We start from the raw sequence: 23,605 nt of genomic DNA, 5'->3' as shown, positions 1-23,605 counted from the left end.
TCAGCAGCTGTGGATAACCTGTGGATCAGGCTCCCAGGAACTGGTCCAGCTCGCGGATCAGTTTCTGCTTGGGCAGGGCACCGGTGATCGACTTGACCACCTCGCCGCCCTGGTAGACGTTCATCGTCGGGATCCCCGTGATGCCGTAGCGCGCGGTCACCTGCGGGTTCTCATCGGTGTTCAGCTTGACGATCTGCAACTTCTCACCGTGCTCCTCGGAGATCTCCTCCAGGATCGGCGCGACCATCTTGCAGGGCCCGCACCAGGGGGCCCAGAAGTCCACGAGGACGGGCTTGTCGCTGTCGAGGACGTCGGACTGGAAGTCCGCGTCGGTGGTCGCCTTGGTAGCCATGGGGGATCCTTCCCGTAGGGTGTGCGTGCAGGTAAATCGTTGGGACAGACTGAGATTCAGTTAGACAGTGGCCGCGGCCGGCTCGGCCACGAGCGGTTGGTCGGCGTCGATCGCGGCGAGGTAGCGTTCGGCGTCGAGCGCCGCCGAGCATCCGGTGCCCGCAGCCGTGATCGCCTGGCGATAGGTGTGGTCGACCAGGTCACCGCAGGCGAACACCCCGGGCAGGTTGGTGGCGGTCCCGCGGCCCCGCACCAGGACGTAGCCCTCGGCGTCGGTCTCCACCTGGCCGTGCACCAGTGCGCTGCGGGGGTCGTGGCCGATGGCGACGAAGAGGCCCGTGGCGGGAACCTCCCGCGTGTCACCGGTCTGGGTGTCGCGCAGCGTGACGCCGGTGAGCTTGGGGTCCCCGTGCAACTGGGCCACCTCGCTGTTCCAGGCGAAGCTGATCTTCGGGTCGGCCTCGGCGCGCTCGGCCATGATCTTGCTGGCGCGCAGGCTGTCCCGGCGGTGCACGATGGTCACGGACCGGGCGAAGCGGGTCAGGAAGGTGGCCTCTTCCATGGCGGAGTCACCACCGCCGACGACCAGGATGTCCTGGTCGCGGAAGAAGGCGCCGTCGCACGTGGCGCACCAGGAGACGCCGTGGCCGGAGAGCCGCTGCTCGTCGGGCAGGCCGAGCTCGCGGTAGGCCGATCCCATGGCCAGGATGACGGTCCGGGCGCGGTGGACGGTGCCGCTCGCATCCGTGACCAGCTTGATCTCACCGGTCAGGTCCAGCTCGGTGATGTCCTCCCGCTCAAGGGTGGCACCGAACCGTTCGGCCTGGCCCCGCATCGCGAACATCAACTCGGGCCCCATGATGCCGTCCTCGAACCCGGGGAAGTTCTCCACGTCCGTGGTGTTCATCAGCGCGCCGCCGGCCGTGACGGAGCCCTCGAACACCAAGGGTGCCAGGTTGGCACGGGCGGTGTAGATCGCTGCGGTGTAGCCGGCCGGCCCGGATCCCACCACGATGACGTCGTGCACGGTCTCCGAGGGGTGCTGCACGGGCTCTGTGCTCACGCGGGTCAACTCCAGCTTGGTCTCGACGGTCGGCACGGGCCCGCGGGGGGCGGGGTGTGCGCTCGGTGTTCCGGACAGATCCTACTTGTCGTCCGAACAACAGGTCCGGGCCCGACCTTGTTCCCCCGGGGGAGCGCCTCAGGGAAGGATCGACGGGCCCTGCAGGATCTCCCCGGCGCCGTCGGCGCACGCCGGGTCCAGGGCCCAGGCGGTCCTGGGGGTGGGCTCGGTCTGCAGCGCCAGCACGGCGGGCTCACCGTCCAGCGTGGCCGGGACGAGCAGCACCTCGGCGCCCTGGGGCAATTGGCTGCCCAGGAGGTCGGCGCAGGAGGCCAGGCCACGTCCCTCGGCATCCGCGGCACTCTGCGAGGTCACGGACGTCGCGTGCTCGTCATGCCACTGGGCCACCTCGCCGGGGAAGTCGGACGAGGCCAAGGTGGCCTCCTCCGGGGATTCCAGCAGAGTGAGACCCATGGCGGACGAGCCGAAGTCTTCGTCAGCCGTGGACCCGTCGTCTCCAGTCTCCGCAGCGGCGCCCTCCTCGGCCTCCTCGAAGCCACCCGCGTCGGCGCCCGCGGCATCGTCGGCGGCGTCCGAGTCGGCGGCCGCAGGAGCGTCCTGCTCGGCCTGCTTGCTGCCGACCTGTGCGGAGACGTCGGCGCTGTTGCCCGAGCCGGGGCCGAACAGTTGGGTCGAGACGACGGTGGCGGCCACCGCCAGACCGGCGGCGGCTCCGAGGTAGGTCAGGGTGCGCATCGGCCGACGCCGGTGCCGCTCCGCGGCCAGCGAGATCACGCCGGGAGACGGGTCGTGCCCGAACGCAGCCTGCTGCTGGCGGCGCTCCTGCTCCTGTTGCAGGCTGGCGTTGATCCGGTCGAACACGGCGTCCGGCATGGGCCCGGGATCCGGCAGGGACGACAGCAGAGCCCGGACACCGGTCGGGTCGTTCTCGACCGTGGGGTCGTCGTCGTGGTCTGCGGTGTTCACCGCGTCCTCCGTCCAAGGATTGCGTCAGGTGGGCTGCAGGGTGCAAGGCGCCCTACAGGGTTATGACGTCTGGTCGCCGCGAGGGGTTCCCCCCGTGTCGCAGCCCACATCCGGAGGCGAGTCGGCGTGCTCACGGCAACCCCAACAACTCGGCCATCGCGGCGCGGCCCCGCGCGCAGCGCGACTTGATGGTGCCCTCGGCGACATCGAGGATCTCGGCGGCCTCGGCCACGCTCAGCCCGTGCATGTCGACCAGCACCAGGGACATCCGCTGCCCCTCGGGCAGCTTCTCCAGGGCCTCGCGCACATCCAGGCGGACGTCGACGCTGGCGTGGTGGTCGCGGGGCTCCACGACGTCGGTGTCGCCGAGCTCCACCGTGGGCTTGATCCGGCGCAGCCGGTCCAGGCAGGCGTTGACCACGATCCGGTGCAGCCAGGTGGTCACGGCCGAGTCGCCGCGGAAGGAGTCGGCACGCCGGAAGGCGTTGAGGAAGCCGTCCTGCACGGCGTCCGCGGCCAACTCCGGGTCGCGGGTCGTCCGCAGCGCCACCGCCCACATCCGGTCCTTGTGCCGGCGGAACAGCTCGCCGAAGGCGTCGGGGTCACCGTCCTGGTGCAGCCGCAGCAGGTCGGCGTCCGGCGTCTGCGCGATGTCGGGGGCCATCGTCACGGGCGCCTCACTGCACCGTCACCTCGGCGACCTGCGCCACCTCACCGCGGGGACCGTTCCAGGCCCGGTCGAACCACACCACGACATACTGCCCGCTCACGGGCTCGTCCGCGGTGAGCTCCCAGGTGCCGGAGGCGCTCTCGTCCGAGCCCAGGCTGGTGCCGCCCTCGTCGGTGGGCTCGTCGTTCACGAAGACCTCGGCCCCGTAGTCGCCCTCGGGGAACTCGATGGTGACCTGGCTGACGTCGATCTCCTCGCCGAAGTCGATGGCCAGGCCGACGCCGTCCTTGAGATTGCCCCAGTTGGCGGCGGTGTAGTAGTAGGAGCGCCAGAACGTCTCGGGGTCGCCGTCGACGGCCTCGGGGGCCAGGTCGGACTTCTCGTCGCCGCCGAAGTGGTCGAAGCCGCTGGCGCCGACCGCCTCGTAGGGCTCGTCGTTGACCTCTTCCTCCTCGGACTCCTCCTCGTCCTCAGGCTCCCCGGTGGCCTCCTCCTCGTCACCGGTTGGGCTCTGGGTGGCCACGTCGGTGGGCACCTGGCGGGCGGGCTCGTCGCCGCCGCCGTTGAACAGTCCCCGGAAGGCGCCGAAGGCCAGGGCCACCGCGACGACCACCACGGCCAGCAGGATCAACAGCACCAGGCCGGTCTGGCCACCGCCCGGTCCCTCGGACCGCACGCCGGGAGGCAGCGTCCGGTCCGGGCCGGAGGCCGCGCCGAAGTCGTCATAGTCCTCGTAGTCGTCGTAGTCCTCGCCGACGGGCTCTCCCCGTGACGCGGCGGCGGTGGCCCTGGCCTCGCCCGCAGGCGCACCGACGGACTCCTCCTCGGGGTGGCCACCGCGGGGGCGGAAGTAGGCGGGGTCGCCCGCAGGTGTGCCACCGGCAGGCGTGTCGTCGGCGGAGGCTCCGGAGCCGGGGTTCACGGCCGAGGCTGCGGCGGTCGCGCCGGCGGCCCCGACGCGCGCGGCATCCTGACCCGACCCGGTGAGCGGGGCGTCCGGCCCGGTGGGGCTGCCACCGGTGACGGGGTCCGGAGACCACGGGGCGAGCTGGCGGGCCAGGTCGCCGGGGGTCTGGGGCCCTTCGCGGGGGTCGTAGGAGGCGCCCAGCATGGTGCGGCACAGGGCATCCAGGTCCCCGGGGACCCCGGCCACGACCTCTGAGGGGGCGGGCAGGGAGCCGTCCTCCAACCGGTGGGCGCTGCGCAGTCCCTCCATCTCCTCGCCGGGCCACCGCCCGGTCAGGCCCGTGTAGAGCAGGGCCACCAGGTCGCCCGTGTCGATCAACGACGCCTCGACGGCCGGGATCTCCTCGGTCTGCTCCAGGGCGGCCGCGACCGCGACTCCGGAGACCTTCACCACGCCCTCGCGGGTGCGCAGCACGGCGTGCGGGGACAGGTAGAGGTGGTGCAGCCCGCGGCGGCGCGCGGCCTCCATGCCGCTGGCGACCTCGCCGACGAGTCGGCGGGCCTCCTCCGCGGGCAGGGGTCGCTCGGACACCAGCGACGCGAGGGACTCGGACTCGGCCAGGCCCTCCTCGACGATCCAGCACAGACCGTCTTCCAGGCCCACGTCGAGCACCCGGACCAGGCGGGGGTCATCGACCCCCGCGGTGCGGCGGGCGCCGTCGAGGACGGCGTGGGCCATCTGCTCGTGTTGCCCGTCGGCGGGCAGCACGGTGACGGCGACGAGGCGCTCCAGGGTGCTGTCGTGCGCGGACCAGTAGTCGAGGGAGTCGCCACGGCTGGCGAGAAGCTCCTCGAGGACGTAGCGCCCGCCCAGGGCGGTGCCGGACTCGATCCCCCGCAAGCCGTGCTCCTTCCTCTGCTCCGGGCCCCCGGCGGGAACGACCGGGACCTGCGCACCGGGCGCCGGGTCGGCGTCCGGTCCCTCCACGGGGCCCTCAGCGACCTGCGGTTCTGGCCCTGTGGGGGACGGGTGCTCGCCTAAGACTAGTCCCGACGGGCCCTCCGGCGTGTCCGGCGCGGCGGGAGCTGCCCGACGACGTCCCAGACGGCGCAGTAGCGGCTGGGCCGCCTCGGCGAGTTCGGTGATCCCCAGACGGTGGGCCAGCACGGCATACACCGTGAAGAAGAGGACCCCGCCGACGCCGAGCACGACCACGCTGGCGAGGTATCCCTCCAGCAGGGACCGCCCGGCCCAGATCACCAGCAGCGTGGGCAGTGCGGCCCCGGCCGAGGCGAGCGCCGCGGCCACGAACGTGACCCGCACCCGGCCCAGCGGGGCGGTGCCCAGTCGCCGCCGCACCCACCGCACGCCGAGGACCGCGGCCACCCCCTGGCCCAGACCCTGCGCCAGACCGATGGTGACCGCGGCCCAGGCGGGCGGCACGGTGAACGCGATCAGGGTGCCGGTCACGGCGACGGAGGTGATGGCCACCTGCATCCGGAACGGGGTGCGGCCGTCCTGGTAGGCGTGGAAGATCCGCGCGGACAGGATGTACACGGCATACGGCACGAGCCCGACGAGGAGGGCCATGGTCACGTATGCCGTGGCGAGGGTCTCCGCCGGCTCGTTGCGGAAGAGGAGCACCGCGGTCATCGCCGGGGCGAGGATGAACATCGAGACCGCGAGGGGGATGATCACCGCGCCCAGGAGCCGCAGCCCGTGGGCGTACTGCACCCGCAGGGCGGGGACGTCGTCGACCGCGGCGGAGCGGGACATCTGGGTGAACATCGCGGTGATCAGGGACGTGGTGATCAGCGAGTGCGGCAGCATGAAGAACAGGAAGGCGTTCTCGTAGATGATCTTGCCGGCCACGTCGTCGGCCCGGCCGCTGGTCCAGTTCAGCACGTTGGTGGTGAGCCACATGCCGATCTGGGAGATCCCGATGATGGCCAGGGTCCACAGGGCCATCCGCGACGCGGCGCCGAGCCCGACCCCCCGGAATCCCCAGCGGGGCCGGTAGCGGAACCCGCTGGACCGCACCGGCGGGATCAGCACGGCCGCCTGACAGACCACGCCCAGGGTGGCGGTGCCGCCGAGCCACCAGATCATCGAGGCTGTCCAGTCCCCGGGCGCCAGCTCCCGGGCCTCCGGATAGAGCACGGTGAAGGCCAGCAGCCCGGCGATCGCGACGATGTTGTTGACGACCGGCGCCCACATGTACCAGCCGAACTTCTCCTGGGAGTTCAGGATCTGCCCGAGCAGGGTGTAGATGCCGTAGAACAGCACCTGGGGCAGGCAGAGGTAGGCGAAGGCGACCGCCAGGGCGAGTTGGTCCCCGCTCCAGGACCAGGCGTAGAACTTGGTGAGGAAGTAGGCCCCGGCGGTGAACACCACGGTGATCGTGACCAGCGCCAACAGCATCAGCGTGATCAACCGGTCGGTGAGGTCCTGACCCTTCTCGCCGAGCTGCGCGGCCCTGGTGAGTTGGGGGACGAGCACCACGTTGAGGACGCCGCCGGCCAGCAGGATGTAGATGGTGTTGGGCAGGGTGTTGGCGGTCTGCCAGGCGTCCCCGGAGGGGCCGAGGAGCCCGATCGCGCCGGCCAGCAGCGCCACCCGGACCAGCCCGAGGATGCGGGAGACCAGCGTGCCGGACGCCATCAGCGCGCTGGACCGGGCCAGGGATGCCGAGCTGTGCCCCGCGGGCCGCTGAGTGCCGTCGCCGGGGGCCGGGCCGGGGGTGGGGGTCACCGGCTGATCGCTCACACCTGCTCCATCGTGCCGTCGTCGGGGTCGTCCGCGTCCGCCCGGGGGAGGGCGGACGCAGGCCCGGCCCCCGCGGGCTGCGGACGCAGCGCCCGCCAGAGGCCGAGCACCAGAATGATCCCTGCTATGCCGCCCAGAACCCAATAGATCCAGACGCCGGTGGGGCGCACATTGACCTGCATGAGCTGCTGCTCCGCCAGCGGGGTGCCGTCCGGGGTGGTCAGCGCCGTCTCCACCTCGACCTGACCCGCGGCCAGGGAACGCGCCCGGAACTGCACGGTGGCGCGGCTGGAGGGCCCGATCTCGATGGGCTCCGGCTGCTCCACGATCCGCAGCCGTGGGGTGCGGGGGGTCAGGGTCATCGTCAGGTTGCTCACCGTCACAGGCAGGTCGTTGACGACCGTGATCTGGATCAGGCCCTCGTCGGCCAGGAAGTTGATGGTCGTCGGGTTGACGTGGATGCCGCCGACGATCTCGTCCGCCACGGCGTCGGCCCGGTCCAGCGGCCTGGTCCACGCGGACTCCAGGTAGCGCCACCGCACGGAGTACAGCTGGTCCAGCACCTGGCTCCAGCTGCCTGCCCCTGCTGCGCCGTCCGGCACCACCTGGCCCACCCCTGCCAGCCGGGCCCGGGTCTCCTCGACCAGCTCGATCCGCTGCGGCGTGAGCGGGCTGTCGGGAGTGAGGGGGTATGCCGATTGCTCGGTCTGCGGGTCGGTCTCTGCTGGGTCGGCCCCGGGTGCCTCGGCCTCGGGCGCGTCGGTGGGGAGCAACGAGACGGGGTCCTGCTCCTGGGACGCGTCGTCCATCAGGTCCTGGAGCGGGACGGACTGTGCCCAGGGTAGGTCCGCGGTCGCCTCATGGACCCCGGTGAGCACGTCGGCCGGGACGGCGTGCTCGCGGGGCAGCGCCAGCACGAGGCTGCGATCCTCGGCCGGCTGCTCCTGATAGAGCGCCAGCAACTCGGCGATCAGGCGCTGGGTGACGGCCCCCGAGGAGTCGGGCAGCCCCGCCTGGGTGACCAGGCCGCTGAGCTCCTCGTCGTAGCCGATCAGCGTGACCCCACCGGTGTGCACCCGCACCGCCCCGGAGCGCAGGGCGGTGTCGGTGCCGATCGAGGCGTCCGGGACGATCAGGGCGCCCAGTGGTGGGGCAGCATCCGGGCCCGACCACGCCTGCCACACGGCGCTGAAGCCGGCGAGCAGCCCCTCGGTGATGTCCCCGGCCGGCCAGGCCACGTCCCGGCGCCCGGCGTCCAACGGCGGGGAGTCCTCCGGTGCCGGGGCGTCGGTGAGGTCGGCGACCTGCTGCGGGTCCAGGCCCAGGTCCAGCAGCGCGGCCACGTCCGTGTCGGCCCGCGGGAGCCACCACAGCCGGTCCTCGCCGACGGTGCCCAGCTCCTGCCGCAGGGCGGAGGCGTGCTCCTCGGGCCCGGTGCCCGTCGGCGGGTCCGCTCCCGGAGGTGAGGGCTCCTCCGTCTCCTCCGGCGCGGAGGTCGTCTCCTCCGGAGGGGCGGTCGCCTGCGGCGGCGTGGCGGTGGTCTCCCCCTGATCGGGATCCTGGGTCTGTCGGGCCGTGTCTGACCCGGTGCCACCGGACTCCGTGCCACCGGGCCCGGTCGCCGACCCGTCGTCCGGGTCAGGCGTGGGGGTGGGATCCTCGCCCGTCTGATCCTCCGGGGACTCCTCGTCCTCTCCGGTGCCCTCCGGTGTCGCCAGGGTGCCGACGGGCGACGGGGGCGTGAGCAGGGCCGGATCGGTCAGGAACGTCACGTCGCTGTCGCTGAGCCCGGCGAGCAGGCGGCGGGTGTCGGACTCCGGGCCGATGACGGAGGTCCAGGCGCTGCTCCGGGTCGCCTCGTCGCCGGACAGGAGGTCGGTCGAGGGGGGCAGTGTCAGGGGCAGCAGCCAGGCGACCTGGACGGGGCGGTAGGCATACCCCGTCGCGCCGTCCCAGGGCAGGTAGCTGCGCAGTTCTCCCTGGGCAGCTCCCTGGGCACCGTCCTGCCCGTCGGAGGCCGCGCCCGTGCCGAGCGCCTCGATCCGCAGCGGAAGGGTCGCGAAGTCGAACGGTGCCGCCACGGTGCCGGCCTCCACCGTGACCTCGAACGGTGCCACTGCACCGGGCTCCAGGGACTGGGCCAGGTCGGCCTCACCGATCACCAGGCCGGTGCCGAGGGATTCGGCGAGCTCGCCGTCGGCCCACGCCGCGACCGCCGAGGGGGTGTCCAGGCCCCGGTATGCCGTGCTGATCCGGACGCTGTCGACCGTCACCGTCCCGGTGGTCGGGTTGCGGATCGTGCCACGGACGGTGATCGGGGTGTCCGGGGAGGCGACGGCCGGGTCGACCTCTCCGAGCACCACCTCCACCGATCCGGAGCCGGCCGGCTGGGCGGGGGCCGTCCTGTCGACGGCATGCCCCGGGGGCAGCAGCACCAGCCACGAGCCGAGCAGTCCCAGGAGCACGGTCACGACGGCGGGGAGCCATCGGGCCGGTAGGCCGGCCGCAGGGTGGGTGGGCACGGGGTCAGTCCGCGGGTCAGGCGGTCCCGGCCAGGCGCTGCCAGGCCACCTGGGCGATCCGTCGCTCGTTGGGGAACGTGAGCTTCTCGTGCACGGTCTCCAGCGGGAACCACACGGCGTCGATCGCTTCCTGGTCGGGGTCGCCGTCCACGGTCAGCTCGCCACCGGTCGCCTCCAGCAGGTAGTGGTGCACCATCTTGTGGATCCGGCAGTCGGGGGTGGAGAACCAGTAGTCGACGGTCCCCAGGGTCACCAGCACGCGTCCAATGATGCCGGTTTCCTCCGCGACCTCGCGTTCTGCGGTCTGCTCCAGCGTCTCCCCGGGCTCCACGTGGCCCTTGGGCAGACACCACTCGACCCGCCCGGCCCGGTTGCGCCGGGCGATGATCGCGATCCGGGCCCGCCCCTCGTGCACGTCGATGACGACGCCGCCCGCAGAGGTCTCCTGCACCGCCGGCAGCTTGCGCTGCCAGGGGTCGGGCCGGTGCGACGTGGTCATCTTCCTCACTGTAGCCAGCCGCCCTGTGGGGTCCTGGGAGGTCGGCGCGGATCGGCACCGTGCCGCCCCTCGGCATACCCTTGACCATCGTGTCCACCACCTCCCAGCCCGAACTGCTCGCCCGCGCCGTGCGCCACCTGGCCCCGGTGCTCCCTGTGCTGACCGAGCTCGGGGAGCGGTTCGCCGCCGCGGGCCACGAGCTGGCGCTGGTCGGCGGGCCGGTGCGGGACGCCTTCCTGGGCCGCCCGTCGCCGGACCTGGACTTCACCACCTCGGCGCTGCCGGACCAGATCGAGCAGGTGCTCGAGGGGTGGGCGGAGCACCGCTGGGACGTCGGGCGGGCCTTCGGGACGATCGGCGGCCGGCGGGGTGATCTCACGGTGGAGATCACGACCTACCGCGCCGATGCCTACGACCCCGAGTCACGCAAGCCGGTGGTGGCCTTCGGCGACAACCTGCCCGAGGACCTGGTGCGCCGCGACTTCACGGTCAACGCGATGGCCCTGCGGCTGCCCGAGCTGGAGTTCACCGACCCGCACGACGGCCTCGCCGACCTGGCCGCCGGGGTGTTGCGCACGCCGCACACCCCGGAGATCTCCTTCTCCGACGATCCGTTGCGGATGATGCGCGCCGCCCGGTTCGTCTCCCAGCTGGGGCTGACCCTCGACCCCGCCGTCCGCGCGGCGATGACCGACATGGCGGGCCGACTGGCGATCGTGTCCGCCGAGCGGGTGCGCGACGAGCTGAACCGGCTGCTGCTGGGGGACCACCCGAGGGCGGGGTTGGAGGTGCTTGTCGGCACCGGCCTCGCCGACCGGGTGCTCCCCGAGCTGCCGGCGCTGCAGCTGGAGCTGGACGAACACCACCGGCACAAGGACGTCTATGAACACTCGCTGATCGTGCTCGAGCAGGCGATCGGGCTGGAGGACCCACCGGACGCCGACGGGCCGGACGCGGTGCCCGGCCCCGACCTGGTGCTGCGCCTTGCCGCGCTGCTGCACGATATCGGCAAACCTGCGACGCGACGCTTCGAGTCCGGTGGCGGGGTGAGCTTCCACCACCACGAGGTGGTCGGGGCCAAGTTGGCCCGCACCCGCCTGCGGGAGCTGCGCTACGACAAGGAGACCATCAAGGCGGTGACCCGGCTGGTCGAGCTGCACCTGCGCTTCCATGGTTACGGCACCGGGGAGTGGACGGACTCGGCGGTGCGGCGCTACATCACCGACGCCGGACCGCTGCTGGGACGGCTGCACAAGCTGACCCGCTCGGACTGCACCACCCGCAACCGTCGCAAGGCAGAGCGGCTCGCCCGCAGCTACGACAACCTCGAGGCCCGGATCGAGCGGCTGCGCGAGCAGGAGGAGCTCGCCGCGGTGCGGCCCGAGCTCAACGGCAACGAGATCGCCCGGGTGCTCGGGATCGAGCCCGGCCCGGTCCTGGGCCGGGCCTACAAGCACCTCCTCGCGGTCCGACTCGATCGTGGCCCGATCGGCACCCAGGCGGCCGAGGAGGAGTTGCGGCGGTGGTGGGCCGAGCAGCCCGAGGCCGACTGAGCTGGTGCCGACTGACCCGGTGCGGTTCCCGACCCCGGCCGACCGCCCCGGTGCACGCTGGATGACAATGGCGCGAGACGGCATACCCCGAGCAACGAGGATGTGGATCACGTGCGCCAGGTCGTGGTGACAGAGCAGGGCGGACCGGAGAACCTGGTCGTCCAGGAGTCGGAGCCGGCCGAGCCGGGCCCCGGGCAGGTGCGGGTTGACCTGGCGGCTGCCGGGGTGAACTTCATCGACATCTACCAGCGGTCCGGGACCTACCCGATGCAGACGCCGTTCGTCGCGGGCTCGGAGGGTGCCGGGACCGTGGCGGCCGTCGGGGCCGACGTCACGGACGTGGCCGTGGGGGACCGCGTGGCGTGGGCGATGGTGCCCGGCACCGGATACACCGAGGCGCCGCTCGTCCCGGCCGACCGCGTGGTGCCGGTCCCCGACGGGGTCGACCTGGAGACCGCGGCCGCGTCCATGCTGCAGGGGATGACGGCGCACTACCTGGTCACCGACACCTTCCCGGCCGCAGCCGGGCACACCGCCCTGGTCCACGCCGCGGCGGGCGGGGTCGGCCTGCTGCTGTGCCAGATGCTGTCCACCGCCGGGGCACGGGTGATCGGGACCACCTCCACGCCGGAGAAGGCCGAGCTGGCCCGGGCCGCCGGCGCCGACGAGATCATCTTCTACCGCGACGCCGACGTGCCCGCCGAGGTGCGGCGGCTGACCGACGGGGCCGGCGTCCACGTCGTCTACGACGGGGTCGGCAAGACCACCTTCGAGGGCTCGCTCGACTCCCTGCGCCCCCGCGGCATGATGGTCCTCTTCGGCGGCTCCAGCGGCCCCGTGCCACCGTTCGACCCCCAGTCGCTCAACGCCAAGGGCTCGCTCTTCCTCACCCGACCCTCGCTGGCGCACTACCTGCTGGACCGGGAGGAGCTGGTCGCGCGGGCCGGGGCCGTGCTGGACGCCGTCGCCGCGGGCACCCTCGACGTCCGGGTGGGGGCGCGCTACCCGCTGGCCGACGCGGCCCGCGCCCAGACCGACCTGGAGTCCGGCACGACCACCGGCAAGCTGTTGTTGGTCCCCTGAATCGGCGCTGCCCGGTGGCATGCTGGGCGGGTGCTGACGAGAAGGGGATCCTGGGTCACCCCGTTCCTGGTCCTCCTCGTCCTGGTGGGGGCGGTGCTCGTGCTGCGCCCGGTGACCTACCGCGCCGCCGCGACCCTGGGGGTCGCCGACGGCACGTCCGCCACTGAGGTGGTGGAGGCGGTCAGCGGGGATCCCACCCGCGACACGGTGCTGACGCAGATGCAGGCCGAGCCGGGGCTGACCGACGGCGTGCGCATCGAGGCCCGGGTGCTGTCCGGCCCCGAGGACGGCTCCGCGCCGAGCGAGGTCGAGATCGAGGTCGGCCATCCCGACCCGCGGTTCGCCTCGGCGCTGGTCGACGGTGTCGCCGCCGACGCGGCCGGCACAGGCGGCGTGTCCGTGGCCGAGCTGTCCGAGGTGGCGACGGTCCCCGACGGTCCCCGGCCCTGGTTGCTGCTTGCGGCCGGCGCGGTGTTGTCCCTGCTGGTCGCCGTGGTCGGCACCGTGCTGGCCGGGAGGCTCCGAGGGGGCACCGGGTGACCGGTGGGGCCGCTGCCGGCACCCGCTCCCGGTTCCGGCAGGACATCGAGGGACTGCGCGCCGTCTCCGTGCTCGCGGTGCTGTTGTGGCACGCCGGGCTGCCCTGGCTGCCGGGCGGCTACGTCGGGGTGGACGTCTTCTTCGTGATCTCGGGCTACCTGATGACCACGATCCTGGTGGGGGAGGCCGAGCGGGACGGGACGATCCGGCTGGGCCGCTTCTATGCGCGCCGCGCCCGGCGACTGCTGCCGGCTGCCCTCAGCGCGCTGCTCGGCACCGCCGTGCTGACCCTGCTCCTCCTGCCGCCCCACCGGTGGGGCCAGGTCGGGGCGGACATCGTGGCCAGCGCCGCCTACGTCGTGAACTGGACCCTGGCCGGGGGGTCGGTGGACTACCTGGCCCAGGAGGAGCCGCCCAGCCCGTTGCAGCACTACTGGTCGCTGGCGGTGGAGGAGCAGTTCTACCTGGTGTGGCCGGTGCTGCTGCTCGGCATCCTCCTGCTGGCCCGGAGAGCCGGCCAGGCGCACCTGGTGCGCGGCTACGCCTGGTTGCTCACGCTCGGCATCTTTGCGGTGTCCCTGGCCCTGTCGGTGCACCTGACGGCGACCAGCTCGGCCCAGGCCTACTTCGTCACGCACACCCGCGCCTGGGAGCTGGCCCTGGGGGCGTTCGTCGCGCTGCACGCGGCGTTCTGGCCGCGGCTGGCGCGTCCCGTCGCGGCCGTGCTCGGGTGGACCGGGCTGGTCATGGTGCTGTGGGCGATCGCCACCTTCTCCGCGAGCACCCCGTTCCCCGGCTGGCACGCCCTGGTGCCGACCGTCGGCGCCGCGCTGGTCCTGGCCGCCGGACCGGCCGCCGGGTCCCGGGGCCCCGTCCTGGTCCTGGCGCCACGGCCCATGCAGTTCACCGGTCGGATCTCCTACAGCCTCTACCTGTGGCACTGGCCCTTCGTGGTGATCGCGATGGAGCTGCTCGGCAGCGGTCACGACGTGCGGATCCGCTACGGCCTGCTGGCGGTGGCGCTCTCCGCCGTGCCCGCCTGGCTGTCCTGGCGGTATGTCGAGGAGCCGGTCCGGCGTGCCGGCGAGACCCTGGAGCGGTCGGTGTGGACGCGGCGCTCGCTGCGGCTGGGGCTGAACTGCTCCCTGGTCGGGTGTTGTCGCCGGGCTCACCCTGCAGCTGGCGACCTGGCCGCAACCGCCCCAGGACGAGCCGGCCTGGTCGGTGTCACCGGCCGTCCAGGCGGTGCGGGAGCCGTTCGGCGCGATGCTCCTCGGGCACGGATCCGACCGGTTCGTCCGAGGGGGAGCCGGTCGACGACCCCGGCCCGCTCAGCCCGCCCGTGGAGGCGCTCGCGGCGGACCAGCCGAACTTCGTGCCCGAGGGGTGCAACGCCAACCTGTTGACCGTGGAGGTCGGCGAGTGCCTGACCGGCGACCAGGACGGCGACACCCTCGTGGTCGTCGTCGGGGACTCCCACGCGGGCATGTGGAACCCGGCGCTGGACGCGATCGGTCACCAGCACGGGTGGCGGTTCGTCACGATGATGAAGTCCTCCTGCCCGTTCGCACCAGGCCTGGAGTACACCCGGCCCGGGCAGTCCGGCAGCTACTGGCAGTGCACCGACTGGAACGAGGGCGTGCAGGAGCGGATCACCGAGCTGCAGCCCGACCTGGTGCTGGTCTCCAGTGCCCTCTATCCCCTCGACGGGGACGAACTGGCCGAGGCGATGGCCCGCGGTGCCGACTTCGTCACCGACCAGGGCATCGCCTTCGCGGTGCTCCGCGACGTCCCCCGGCCGGAGGGCAACATGGTCGACTGCATGCTCGCGAACGCCGGGGAACTCACCGCCTGCGCCTTCCCCAGGGACAGCGCGCTCGAGCGGTCGGGGCGGGGTCAGGCCGAGCTGATCGAGATGCGGCCGGAGCTGTCCTTCATCGACCTCACGGACTACATCTGCCCCCAGGACGACTGCCCTGCCGTGATCGGTGGGGTGCCGGTCTACCGCGACTCCAACCACCTCAGCAACACCTACGTCTCCAGCCTCACCCCGGCGCTGGAGGTCGCACTGGTCCCGCTAGTGACCGGCTCGGACGACTGATCGCGCCGGGCCCGGGTGCGCGGCGGCGGCCGTTGGGCCCAGACCTGGTAGCAGACCCACGCCAGCGCGGCCATCCGCAGCCCGATCGCCAGCGAGTAGGTGGTGCCCGGCAGTCCCTTGCCGGGGTCGGAGGAGAAGCCGATGTGCAGCCACACGGTCACGAAGTGCAGGGACTCGAACGCGGCCCAGATGAGGTGGTCGCGCCACCGGACGGTCGACAGTGCCAGGAGCGGCAGCACCCAGAGACCCGCCTGCACCGGGACGGCCTTGGCGGTGAGCAGCAGCACCAGCAGCATCGGTGCCGCGAGTTGGGCCACCCCCGGCCGCCGGGGGTGGCGTGCCAGGTAGACCCCGAGGGCCACGGCCAGCGGGTAGCCGGCCACGGCGAAGACCGTCGGCAGGCCGGGCAGCAGGGGGTGCCCGTGCAGTTGGGGGACCAGTGACAGCGCGCCGTACCCGGGGGAGGCCTGCCACCAGTGCTGGATCGGCTGGAGGACGGCGTCGCCGAACAGCAGGAACAGCGACACCAGCAGCCCCACCACCGTCGCGGCGGCGCTTCCCGCCAGCACCCCCGCGTCGCGACGCCGGTCCTCGCGCCAGCCCACCAGGGCCAGCGCAACGAGGAACACCACCGCGTAGGGCCGCACCAGCAGGGCCAACCCGAGGAGGATCCCCGCCACGACGGGGGTGCGGCGCTTCCAGCACCACAACCCCACCAGGACCAGGGCGACCCCCGCGAGGTCGACCGAGACCAGCGCCAGGATGACCAGGACCGGGCTGGCGGTGAGGTGGGCGGCCTGCCACGGGCGGCGCGGGCGCAGCGCGATCACGGCCAGGGCCCCCACCGCCAGCAGCAGCACGGCCAGCACGGCCCAGATGCCCAGCACCCACTGCTGGGCTCCCAGGCCGGTCCCGGCCTGCGGTGTCACCAGGCTGACCAGCCACATGACCAGACCCGACAGCAACGGCTGGTCCAGCACCGGCTCGCTGAGTGGGAAGCGGCGATCGGCCAACCCGGTCGTCACATGCAGGACCGGCAGGTCGGAGTAGCAGGTCCGCCAGAACTGGCCGGGGTTCGACCAGCCCTTGGTCAGGCAGTGCCCCTTCTGGAAGACGCCGAGGGCCACCGCCACGGCACCCAGCGCGATGACGGCGGAGGCGACCCCCGCCAGGCCACGGCCCCCGATCACGGCATAGCGCCCGACCGGTCCGCCGATCACCCCGGCCGTGGTGGCGACCACCCGATCACGCCGTGACGGCACGGCATACGGGGGTGCGGGCATGTCCAGGAGGTTAGCCGTCGCCCGGGCCGCCGGTGCTGTCCGGGGGATCGACCGGCGGGACGGTGAAGCTGGGATCGTCCGTCGGCTCCGGCTCGGTCTCCGTCGGCGGGTCCGTGCTGGTCGGCGGGTCGGTCTCGGTCTCGGTCGGCGGGTCGGTCTCGGTCGGCGGGTCCGTCTCGGTCTCGGTCTCCGTCTCGGTTTCCGTTTCGGTCTCGGTCTCCGTCTCGGTTTCCGTTTCGGTCTCCGTCTCCGTCTCGGTCTCCGTCGGGGTCGAGGTCACGGTGGGGGTCTGGGTGACCAGGCTCTCGTCGCCGACCCCGGCCCGCTCCGGGAACTCCTCGACGGGCTCGCCGTCCAGCGCCAGGCGCATGAACTCGCCCCATATCTCCGCCGGGAACGTGCCGCCCGTCACCTGGTCGAGCCCGCCGATGTCCTGCATCACCTCGGTGCCGTCACCCTTGTACATCCCGACGGTCGCCGTCAGTTGCGGGACGAAACCGTTGAACCAGGCGGACCGGTTGTTCTCACTCGTCCCGGACTTCCCGGCCGCCGGGCGGCCCAGGTCGCCGGCGGACATCCCCGACCCCTCGGTGATCACGTGGGTCATCGCGTCGGTGGCGTCGGCGGTGACGTCCTCGTCGAAGACCCGTTCGGTCTCCACCTCGACCTCGTAGTCGAAGTCGCCCGAGGTGCTGGTGACCGACTGGACCAGGTAGGGATCGGCCCGCTCGCCCTGGGCGGCGACGGTGGCGTAGGCCTGGGCCATCTGCAGCACGGTCGGGGAGGCGGTGCCGAGCACGTTGGACAGGTTGGCGTCCAGCCCGGGCGTGTCCTCGGGCAGGCCCGCGGCGACCGCGGCGTCCCGGGTAGCCTCCGGACCGATCCGCTCGTTCAGCGCCACATAGGAGGTGTTGACCGAGTTGGCGGTCGCCCGCACCAGGTCGATCCGGCCGAACTGCTGGTCCCGGAAGTTGTTCACCTCATACGGCTCAGCCTGCCCCTCGATGGTGAAGTACATGGGGGTGTAGCCGTCGAACGTGCTCCGGGTGCTCACGCCCTCGTCGAGGGCGGCGATCAGGGTGAAGACCTTGAACAGGGAACCCGCCTGGAGATTGGCGTCGGTCGCGTCGTTGAGCTGCCGCTCGGCGTAGTCGCTCCCGCCGTACATCGCGGTGATCGCCCCGTCGCCGGGACGCACCGCGACCAGGCCGGCGTGCAGGTCCTCCCCCTCCGGCAGGCCTCCCTCGACCGCCTCGACGGCCGCCGCCTGGTGCTGGGGCTCGATGGTCGTCACGATCCGCAGGCCGCCCCGGTCGATGTCGTCCTCGGAGATCTCCAGCCGGCTGACCAGCTCCTGGCGCACCCGGTCGGCGATGTACCCCTCGACCCCCGTGGTCGCCGTCGAGGGTGCCGGGTCCTCCAGATCGGGGAAGCTGACGTCGGCGGCCTCCTCCGCGGTGAGCCACCCCTCCTGCACCATCCCGTTGAGCACGTAGTCGAACCGCTCCTGCGCCCGCTCCTGGTTCCCCTCGGCATACGCGGGGTCGAACAGCGAGGGCGCGTTGGTGACGGCCGCCAGGAAGGCACCCTGGGCCACCGTGAGCTCCGAGACGTCCACCCCGAAGTAGGCCTGGGAGGCGGTCTGGATGCCGTAGGCGCCGCGGCCGTAGTAGATCGTGTTGAGGTAGTTCTCCAGGATCTCGTCCTTGGACAACTGCCGATCGATCTTGATGGCGATCATCGCCTCCTCGAGCTTGCGGGCATACGTCTGCTCCGCGGTGAGGAAGTAGTTCTTGACGTACTGCTGGGTGATCGTGGAGCCGCCCTGCGTCGTGTCCGAGGTCAGGTTGCTCCACAGCGCCCGCGCCGTGCCGGTGATCGAGACACCCTGGTTCTCGTAGAAGTTGCGGTCCTCGGCGGCGATCATCGCGTGCCGGGCGTGCTCGGGCACCTGCTCCAGGTCCACGAGCTCCCGGTTGTAGCCCCCGGTGAACCGGGCCAGCTCGGTCTCCCCGTCGGCGTAGTAGATGATCGAGCTCTGCGCCTCGGCGAACTCGTTGGGCTCCGGGATGTCGGTGCGCGAGTAGAGCCACAGCCCGGCCAGGGAGGCCGCCAGGAGGGCCACGAACCCCGCGCAGAACAGCCAGAAGAGGACGCGCCGCCAGCGGGGCCGCTTGGCCCGGGCGGGACGGGACCGGCGGTTGCCCGCCGCAGGCTTCCCGCTCGCGGCGGCATCGGAGGATCGTCCTGTCACCGCTCCATCATGCCGTGTGAACCTGATGGGAGCCGGGAGGCAGCCCCCCGGCGGGTAGCCCCCCGGGAGCGCCACGCCGCGTCGCTGGTTCGATCCGCTATATCGGTGCGATATATTGTGACGACGTATCGAGTCCGAGTCACGGTGAGGAGTGTGCGTGAGCAGGCGCACCGACATGTTGGAGCTGGCCATCCTGGGCCTGCTGCACGACTCACCCATGCACGGCTACGAGCTCCGCAAGCAGTTGCACCTGGTGATGGGCACCATGAGGACCCTGTCCTACGGCACCCTCTACCCCCGGCTGCGGGACCTGGTGCACCGCGGCTGGATCCACGCGATGGAGGACAGCGCCCTGCTGCGCCGCCCGGGCGCGGCCATCCCGGCCGGCCGGCGCAACCGGATCACCTACGAGCTCACCGCGGAGGGCAAGGAACGCTTCGGCCAGCTCCTGGAGCAGGCCGGGCCGGCGGCCTGGGAGGACGGGACGTTTGACGTCCACTTCGCCTTCTTCGGCCGCACCAACTCAGATGTCCGACTGCGCATCCTGGAGGGGCGGCGCAGCCGGTTGGAGGAACGGCTGGCCACCATCCGTGACTCCGGCAGCCCCGGCGGTGATGCCTACACCGCCGAGTTGCACCGCCACGGCCTGGAATCGGCCGAGCGTGAAGTGCGCTGGCTCTCCGGGCTCATCGAGTCCGAGCGGACCGGCCGCTACGGCACCGCCCCTTCCCGGTTGGACCCCACCACAGACAACAAGGAGTAACCCATGGGTTCTGTACGCGTCGCCATCGTCGGCGTCGGCAACTGCGCCAGCTCGCTGGTGCAGGGAGTCGAGTACTACCGTGCGGCCGACGCGACCGCGCAGGTGCCCGGCCTGATGCACGTCCAGTTCGGCCCCTACCACGTCAGCGACGTGCAGTTCGTCGCCGCGTTCGACGTCGACGCCAAGAAGGTCGGGTTCGACCTGGCCGAGGCGATCAACGCCAGCGAGAACAACACGATCAAGATCGCCGACGTCCCGCCGACCGGCGTCATCGTGCAGCGTGGACACACCCTGGATGGCATCGGCCGCTACTACGCCGAGACCATCGAGGAGGCCGACGCCGAGCCGGTCGACGTCGTGCAGTCCCTCAAGGACGCCGAGGTGGACGTGCTGGTGTCCTACCTGCCCGTCGGGCTCGGAGGCTGCCGACAAGTTCTACGCCCAATGCGCGCTCGACGCCGGCGTGGCCTTCGTCAACGCCCTGCCGGTCTTCATCGCGTCCGACCCCGAGTGGGCCCAGAAGTTCACCGACGCGGGCGTGCCGATCATCGGCGACGACATCAAGTCCCAGGTCGGCGCGACCATCACCCACCGGGTCATGGCCAAGCTGTTCGAGGACCGCGGCGTGGTGCTGGACCGCACCTACCAGCTGAACGTCGGCGGCAACATGGACTTCAAGAACATGCTGGAGCGGGACCGCCTGGAGTCCAAGAAGGTCTCCAAGACCCAGGCCGTCACCTCCAACATCAGCCACGACCTGGGCGCCCGCAACGTGCACATCGGTCCGTCGGACTACGTGCAGTGGCTGGACGACCGCAAGTGGGCCTACGTCCGCCTGGAGGGTCGGGCCTTCGGTGACGTCCCGCTGAACCTGGAGTACAAGCTCGAGGTCTGGGACTCCCCGAACTCCGCCGGCATCATCATCGACGCGCTGCGCGCGGCGAAGATCGCCAAGGACCGTGGTGTGGGCGGCCCGATCCTGTCGGCGTCCTCCTACCTCATGAAGTCCCCGCCGCAGCAGCTGCCGGACGAGGAGGGCCGCGCCCAGGTCGAGGCCTTCATCCGCGGCGAGGTGGAGCGCTGAGGCTGCTCCCCACCCCCGCGGGATGACCGCGAGCACCACAACCTCGACGACCCGTCGCCGGCTCCCCGGCGGCGGGTCGTTCGGTATGTCGTGCTCGTTCGGCTGTCGTGCGTCGCGGCAAGAGAAGGGAATTCAGGCCGTCTGACCTTAGGAACGACAGAGATGTAATAAACGAAAAATGACTTCCGGCAGGCACAGCGCCTATGGTCCGCTCGGTAGTCTCGGGGCCGTTCCACTTTATTCACACCAACACCATTGATCACTGCCGTTGCGCCTTTTTGCGGGTGGACAACGGTGTGAAAGGCCCCCGTCATGTCGCTGGTGCACGCCCGCTCTGCCCGCTCCCCGCTCCACCGGTCGACGCTGTTGTCGCGGTGCCGTCGTGGCCGCTCTGGTCGCGGTGACCCCGGGCGCGATGGCCGATCCGATCGATCCCGAGGACGTGCACGGGACGATGGACACCCACGACCACGCGCCGCTGGGCGACTACGGCGACCACTTCGCCGAGGGCGACCACTACCGCGAGGCGGTGCTGCGGCCCGCGGACCCGTTCGTGGTGCCGGAGGAGACGGCGTCGGGACCGACGCCGGAGGTCCAGGAGCCGCTGGCCTGGGTGGGATCCCCCCCGGACCCCGCCGACATGCCGGCCGAGTGGCTGGTGGAGCAGCCGGCCGAGGAGATCACTCCCTCCACCACGGAGGAGTTGATGTCCGCTGACACCGGCTACCTGGCGCAGTTCGGCACCGCTGCCGATATCGCGTCCGTGCCCGCTCCGCCGAGCAAGTCCCTGCCGGGCACGCTCGACGCGGCGTCCCCGTGGCAGTACACCTACGCCTGCGACCCCAACAACAAGCCGGGCATGGTCGCCTTCGCCCAACTGGTCAGCAACCACTACAACCGGCCCTCCTACTCAACGAGCCGGACCTGCCTGGCGGGTGACAACAGCCAGCACTACGAGGGCCGCGCGTTCGACTGGGGGATGGATGCCTACAACCCCCAGGACAAGGCCATCGGCGACTCCGTCGCCCAGTGGCTGACGGCGAACAACGGCGAGATGGCCCGCCGCTTCGGGGTCATGTCGATCATCTGGAACAAGAAGTCCTGGTACATGTACGACCCCGGCTCGTGGCGGGACTACACCGGGCCGAGCCCGCACACCGACCACCTGCACATCAGCTTCACCTGGGACGGCGCGATGAAGCGCACGTCGTGGTGGACGGGCACCCCGGTCACCACGATCGACCACGGCACCTGCCGGGTGTATGCGGGGCAGTACGCGCCGCGCTACACCGCCCGCCGCACGACGGCGTGCCCGGTCAACCTGCCCAACCCGCCATCCTCGCCGTACCCGGTGATCCTGCCCAACGCCAAGAACAACAACCACGTGAAGAAGGCGCAGGAGTACCTGGGCTTCACCGGCGGCGACGTCGACGGCAGTTTCGGACCGATGACGCTGGCGGCCCTGCTCTCCTACCAGGCCGACTACTCGGTGCCGGTGACCGGCGTGCTGGACAACGCGACCTGGGCCAAGATGATCCAGGTCGGCGTCCCGGACGACCCGCCCGCGGGACCGCCCAAGACGCCCGTCACCCGGGTGAGCGGGGTGAACCGGTATGCGACGGCCGCCAAGCTGACGCAGGACTACTCCACCGGCCGGGTCGTCTACATCACCACCGGTGAGAACTTCCCGGACGCCCTGGCCACCTCGGCCCGGGCCGGAGCCACCAACAACCCGGTGCTGCTGTCCGCGAGGGCCTCGATCCCCGCGGAGACCAAGACGGAGCTGAACCGGCTCAAGCCGTCCTCGATCGTGGTCGTCGGCGGGACCTCGGCCATCTCCGGGTCGGTGCTGAACCAGCTCAAGGGTTACACCACGGGCAGCGTGACCCGGGTCTCGGGTGCCAACCGGTTCGCGACGGCCGGCGCCCTGGCGCGGCAGTTCGGCAACTCGGTCCCGGTCGTCTACGTGACCACCGGTGACACCTACCCGGACGCGATGGGTGGCTCGGCCCGCGCCAGCTACAACAACGGCCCGGTGCTGCTCACCAAGACCGACTCCGTCCCGCCCGAGACGCTCAGCGCGATGAACGCCATCAAGCCGCAGCGCGTCGTCGTGCTGGGCGGCACGGGCGCGGTCAGCAACGCGGTGGCCAACCAGCTGGCGGCCCGCACCGTCACGGGCAACCTGCAACGGGTGTCCGGGGACGACCGGTACGAGACGGCGGCCGCGCTCGCGGCCTACTACCCCAGCGGTCTGTCCGTGGTCTACGTCTCCACCGGCCAGGACTACCCCGACGCGCTGTCCGGGTCCTCGCGCGCCGGCTTCAGCAACGGCCCGATGGTGCTCACCCGCACCGGGACGCTGCCCCAGGCCACCCGGGACGTGCTGCAGCAGCTGAAGCCGAAGAAGATCGTGGTCGTCGGCGGCACCTCAGCGGTGAACCAGAAGGTGCTCGACCAGTTGGCCAGCATCGGCTGAGGCGCAGCGGCTCAGCCCAGCACCAGCCAGCCGGCGAGCGCCAGCAGGGCCAGCGTGATGAGGGACCCGGAGCGTTCCAGGACCCGGGTGTGCCGGCCCAGGAACAGTTGCCACCCCGGCCGTCCGAGGAGCACGTACTGGAGGACGGCCAGGCTGCGACTGGCGCCGAACGCCGCACCCAGCAGCACGGCATACGGCAGGGCCAGTCCCGCGCAGAGGACGAACACGGCGGCGACGTAGGAGGCGGCCGACGGGACCAGGGTGCGGAAGCCGCAGCCGTACTCCATGCCGAACCGGAAGCCGCCGCGGGCCATCCCCCGGGCGAAGACCTCCTGCGGGATGAGTTCCTTGCGCTGCGGCAGCCGTAGTTGCGGTTGGAGCAGGTCGAGACCCACCAGGACCGCGGCGGCAGCACCGAACAACACGAGGCGCACGGTGTCGGGCACGGGCGAGAGCAGGCCGGAGACCACGCCGAGCACGGTGCCGGTGAAGGCACCACCGACCGTGCAACCGGCGGCGAACGCCAGCCACAGACGGAGTTGAATCGAACGGCCCCGGACCGAGGCCACCAGCGTCCAGGCGCTGTTCAGGCCTCAGGTGGAGCCGGAGAGGGCCAGTCCCGCCGCCACGACGCCGAGCAGGGCCGGGGCGAGCCACGGCGACCGTGGCCCCGGTGAGGGGGGCCAGGAGCACCCCGAGG

At 71.7% G+C, this 23,605-nt stretch carries 17 protein-coding genes and 1 pseudogene; 8 read left to right on the top strand and 10 right to left on the bottom strand.

Translation table 11 applies throughout. The features are described 5' to 3' along the window. Nucleotides 1–25 precede the first annotated feature (25 nt). The 7 genes from trxA to AC1QRC_RS03235 form a co-directional block, all read right to left on the bottom strand. Nucleotides 26–352 (bottom strand): thioredoxin, encoded by a 327-nt coding sequence (trxA, locus tag AC1QRC_RS03265; RefSeq protein WP_484205404.1) that lies wholly within the window; start codon nucleotides 350–352, stop codon nucleotides 26–28. 60 nt (nucleotides 353–412) lie between these two features. After that, nucleotides 413–1,414, bottom strand: coding sequence for a thioredoxin-disulfide reductase (gene trxB / locus AC1QRC_RS03260; protein WP_484205403.1), 1,002 nt, complete (start codon nucleotides 1,412–1,414; stop codon nucleotides 413–415). 138 nt (nucleotides 1,415–1,552) lie between these two features. After that, on the bottom strand, nucleotides 1,553–2,401 hold the full coding sequence (locus tag AC1QRC_RS03255; RefSeq protein ID WP_484205402.1) for a hypothetical protein: 849 nt from the start codon (nucleotides 2,399–2,401) through the stop codon (nucleotides 1,553–1,555). Nucleotides 2,402–2,531: 130 nt separating this feature from the next. Then, nucleotides 2,532–3,065, bottom strand: a complete 534-nt coding sequence (gene sigM / locus AC1QRC_RS03250; RefSeq protein ID WP_484206564.1) for an RNA polymerase sigma factor SigM — start codon at nucleotides 3,063–3,065, stop codon at nucleotides 2,532–2,534. Nucleotides 3,066–3,078: 13 nt separating this feature from the next. Beyond that, a complete protein-coding gene (gene murJ, locus AC1QRC_RS03245; protein ID WP_484205401.1) occupies nucleotides 3,079–6,744 on the bottom strand; it encodes a murein biosynthesis integral membrane protein MurJ in 3,666 nt (1,221 codons plus the stop codon). After that, nucleotides 6,741–9,266: a DUF6049 family protein gene (locus tag AC1QRC_RS03240; protein WP_484205400.1), complete on the bottom strand. Its 2,526-nt coding sequence runs from the start codon at nucleotides 9,264–9,266 to the stop codon at nucleotides 6,741–6,743. Before AC1QRC_RS03240 ends, murJ begins: the two co-directional genes overlap by 4 nt. A gap of 16 nt (nucleotides 9,267–9,282) precedes the next feature. Then, the gene (locus AC1QRC_RS03235; RefSeq protein ID WP_484205399.1) at nucleotides 9,283–9,765 is read right to left on the bottom strand and encodes an NUDIX hydrolase; all 483 of its coding nucleotides are present in this window, start codon (nucleotides 9,763–9,765) and stop codon (nucleotides 9,283–9,285) included. Nucleotides 9,766–9,854: 89 nt separating this feature from the next. On the opposite strand from AC1QRC_RS03235, the gene AC1QRC_RS03230 reads away from it, so the two are divergent. The 5 genes from AC1QRC_RS03230 to AC1QRC_RS03210 all read left to right on the top strand — a co-directional run bounded on the left by AC1QRC_RS03230 (nucleotide 9,855) and on the right by AC1QRC_RS03210 (nucleotide 15,042). Beyond that, nucleotides 9,855–11,318 (top strand): CCA tRNA nucleotidyltransferase, encoded by a 1,464-nt coding sequence (locus tag AC1QRC_RS03230; RefSeq protein ID WP_484205398.1) that lies wholly within the window; start codon nucleotides 9,855–9,857, stop codon nucleotides 11,316–11,318. Between the two features lie 111 nt (nucleotides 11,319–11,429). Next, nucleotides 11,430–12,401, top strand: a complete 972-nt coding sequence (locus AC1QRC_RS03225; RefSeq protein ID WP_484205397.1) for a quinone oxidoreductase family protein — start codon at nucleotides 11,430–11,432, stop codon at nucleotides 12,399–12,401. A gap of 30 nt (nucleotides 12,402–12,431) precedes the next feature. After that, on the top strand, nucleotides 12,432–12,941 hold the full coding sequence (locus AC1QRC_RS03220) for a hypothetical protein (RefSeq protein ID WP_484205396.1): 510 nt from the start codon (nucleotides 12,432–12,434) through the stop codon (nucleotides 12,939–12,941). Beyond that, nucleotides 12,938–14,347, top strand: coding sequence for an acyltransferase family protein (locus tag AC1QRC_RS03215; RefSeq protein WP_484205395.1), 1,410 nt, complete (start codon nucleotides 12,938–12,940; stop codon nucleotides 14,345–14,347). The genes AC1QRC_RS03220 and AC1QRC_RS03215 overlap by 4 nt, the downstream gene beginning before the upstream one ends. Then, nucleotides 14,284–15,042 carry an SGNH hydrolase domain-containing protein gene (locus AC1QRC_RS03210; protein ID WP_484205394.1) on the top strand — a complete coding sequence of 253 codons (759 nt, stop codon included), beginning with the start codon at nucleotides 14,284–14,286 and terminating at the stop codon, nucleotides 15,040–15,042. Before AC1QRC_RS03215 ends, AC1QRC_RS03210 begins: the two co-directional genes overlap by 64 nt. On the opposite strand, the gene AC1QRC_RS03205 is transcribed toward AC1QRC_RS03210, so the two are convergent. Next, nucleotides 14,973–16,325, bottom strand: a complete 1,353-nt coding sequence (locus AC1QRC_RS03205) for a glycosyltransferase 87 family protein (RefSeq protein ID WP_484205393.1) — start codon at nucleotides 16,323–16,325, stop codon at nucleotides 14,973–14,975. The two genes, AC1QRC_RS03210 and AC1QRC_RS03205, sit on opposite strands and share 70 nt — an antisense overlap. A gap of 10 nt (nucleotides 16,326–16,335) precedes the next feature. Beyond that, the gene (locus AC1QRC_RS03200) at nucleotides 16,336–18,579 is read right to left on the bottom strand and encodes a transglycosylase domain-containing protein (protein WP_484205392.1); all 2,244 of its coding nucleotides are present in this window, start codon (nucleotides 18,577–18,579) and stop codon (nucleotides 16,336–16,338) included. A 157-nt stretch (nucleotides 18,580–18,736) separates the two neighbouring features. Between AC1QRC_RS03200 and AC1QRC_RS03195 the strand changes: the two genes are divergently transcribed. From AC1QRC_RS03195 to AC1QRC_RS03185, 3 genes and pseudogenes are all read left to right on the top strand, one after another. Beyond that, nucleotides 18,737–19,342, top strand: a complete 606-nt coding sequence (locus tag AC1QRC_RS03195) for a PadR family transcriptional regulator (protein WP_484205391.1) — start codon at nucleotides 18,737–18,739, stop codon at nucleotides 19,340–19,342. A 3-nt stretch (nucleotides 19,343–19,345) separates the two neighbouring features. Beyond that, nucleotides 19,346–20,426, top strand: a pseudogene (locus AC1QRC_RS03190) (inositol-3-phosphate synthase). A gap of 382 nt (nucleotides 20,427–20,808) precedes the next feature. Further along, nucleotides 20,809–22,905, top strand: a complete 2,097-nt coding sequence (locus AC1QRC_RS03185) for a cell wall-binding repeat-containing protein (protein ID WP_484205390.1) — start codon at nucleotides 20,809–20,811, stop codon at nucleotides 22,903–22,905. Nucleotides 22,906–22,916: 11 nt separating this feature from the next. On the opposite strand, the gene AC1QRC_RS03180 is transcribed toward AC1QRC_RS03185, so the two are convergent. Further along, the gene (locus AC1QRC_RS03180) at nucleotides 22,917–23,474 is read right to left on the bottom strand and encodes a hypothetical protein (RefSeq protein WP_484205389.1); all 558 of its coding nucleotides are present in this window, start codon (nucleotides 23,472–23,474) and stop codon (nucleotides 22,917–22,919) included. Nucleotides 23,475–23,605: the final 131 nt, after the last annotated feature.

Source organism: Ornithinicoccus sp. (assembly GCF_057176825.1).
This window is presented reverse-complemented; position numbering and strand designations above follow the sequence as displayed.

What these genes read in the sequence shown, in the direction of transcription:
- sigM (WP_484206564.1), bottom strand. Translation starts at nt 3,065, where the DNA reads ATGGCCCCCGACATCGCGCAGACGCCGGACGCCGACCTGCTGCGGCTG.
- trxA (WP_484205404.1), bottom strand. Translation starts at nt 352, where the DNA reads ATGGCTACCAAGGCGACCACCGACGCGGACTTCCAGTCCGACGTCCTC.
- AC1QRC_RS03235 (WP_484205399.1), bottom strand. Translation starts at nt 9,765, where the DNA reads ATGACCACGTCGCACCGGCCCGACCCCTGGCAGCGCAAGCTGCCGGCG.
- AC1QRC_RS03205 (WP_484205393.1), bottom strand. Translation starts at nt 16,325, where the DNA reads ATGCCCGCACCCCCGTATGCCGTGCCGTCACGGCGTGATCGGGTGGTC.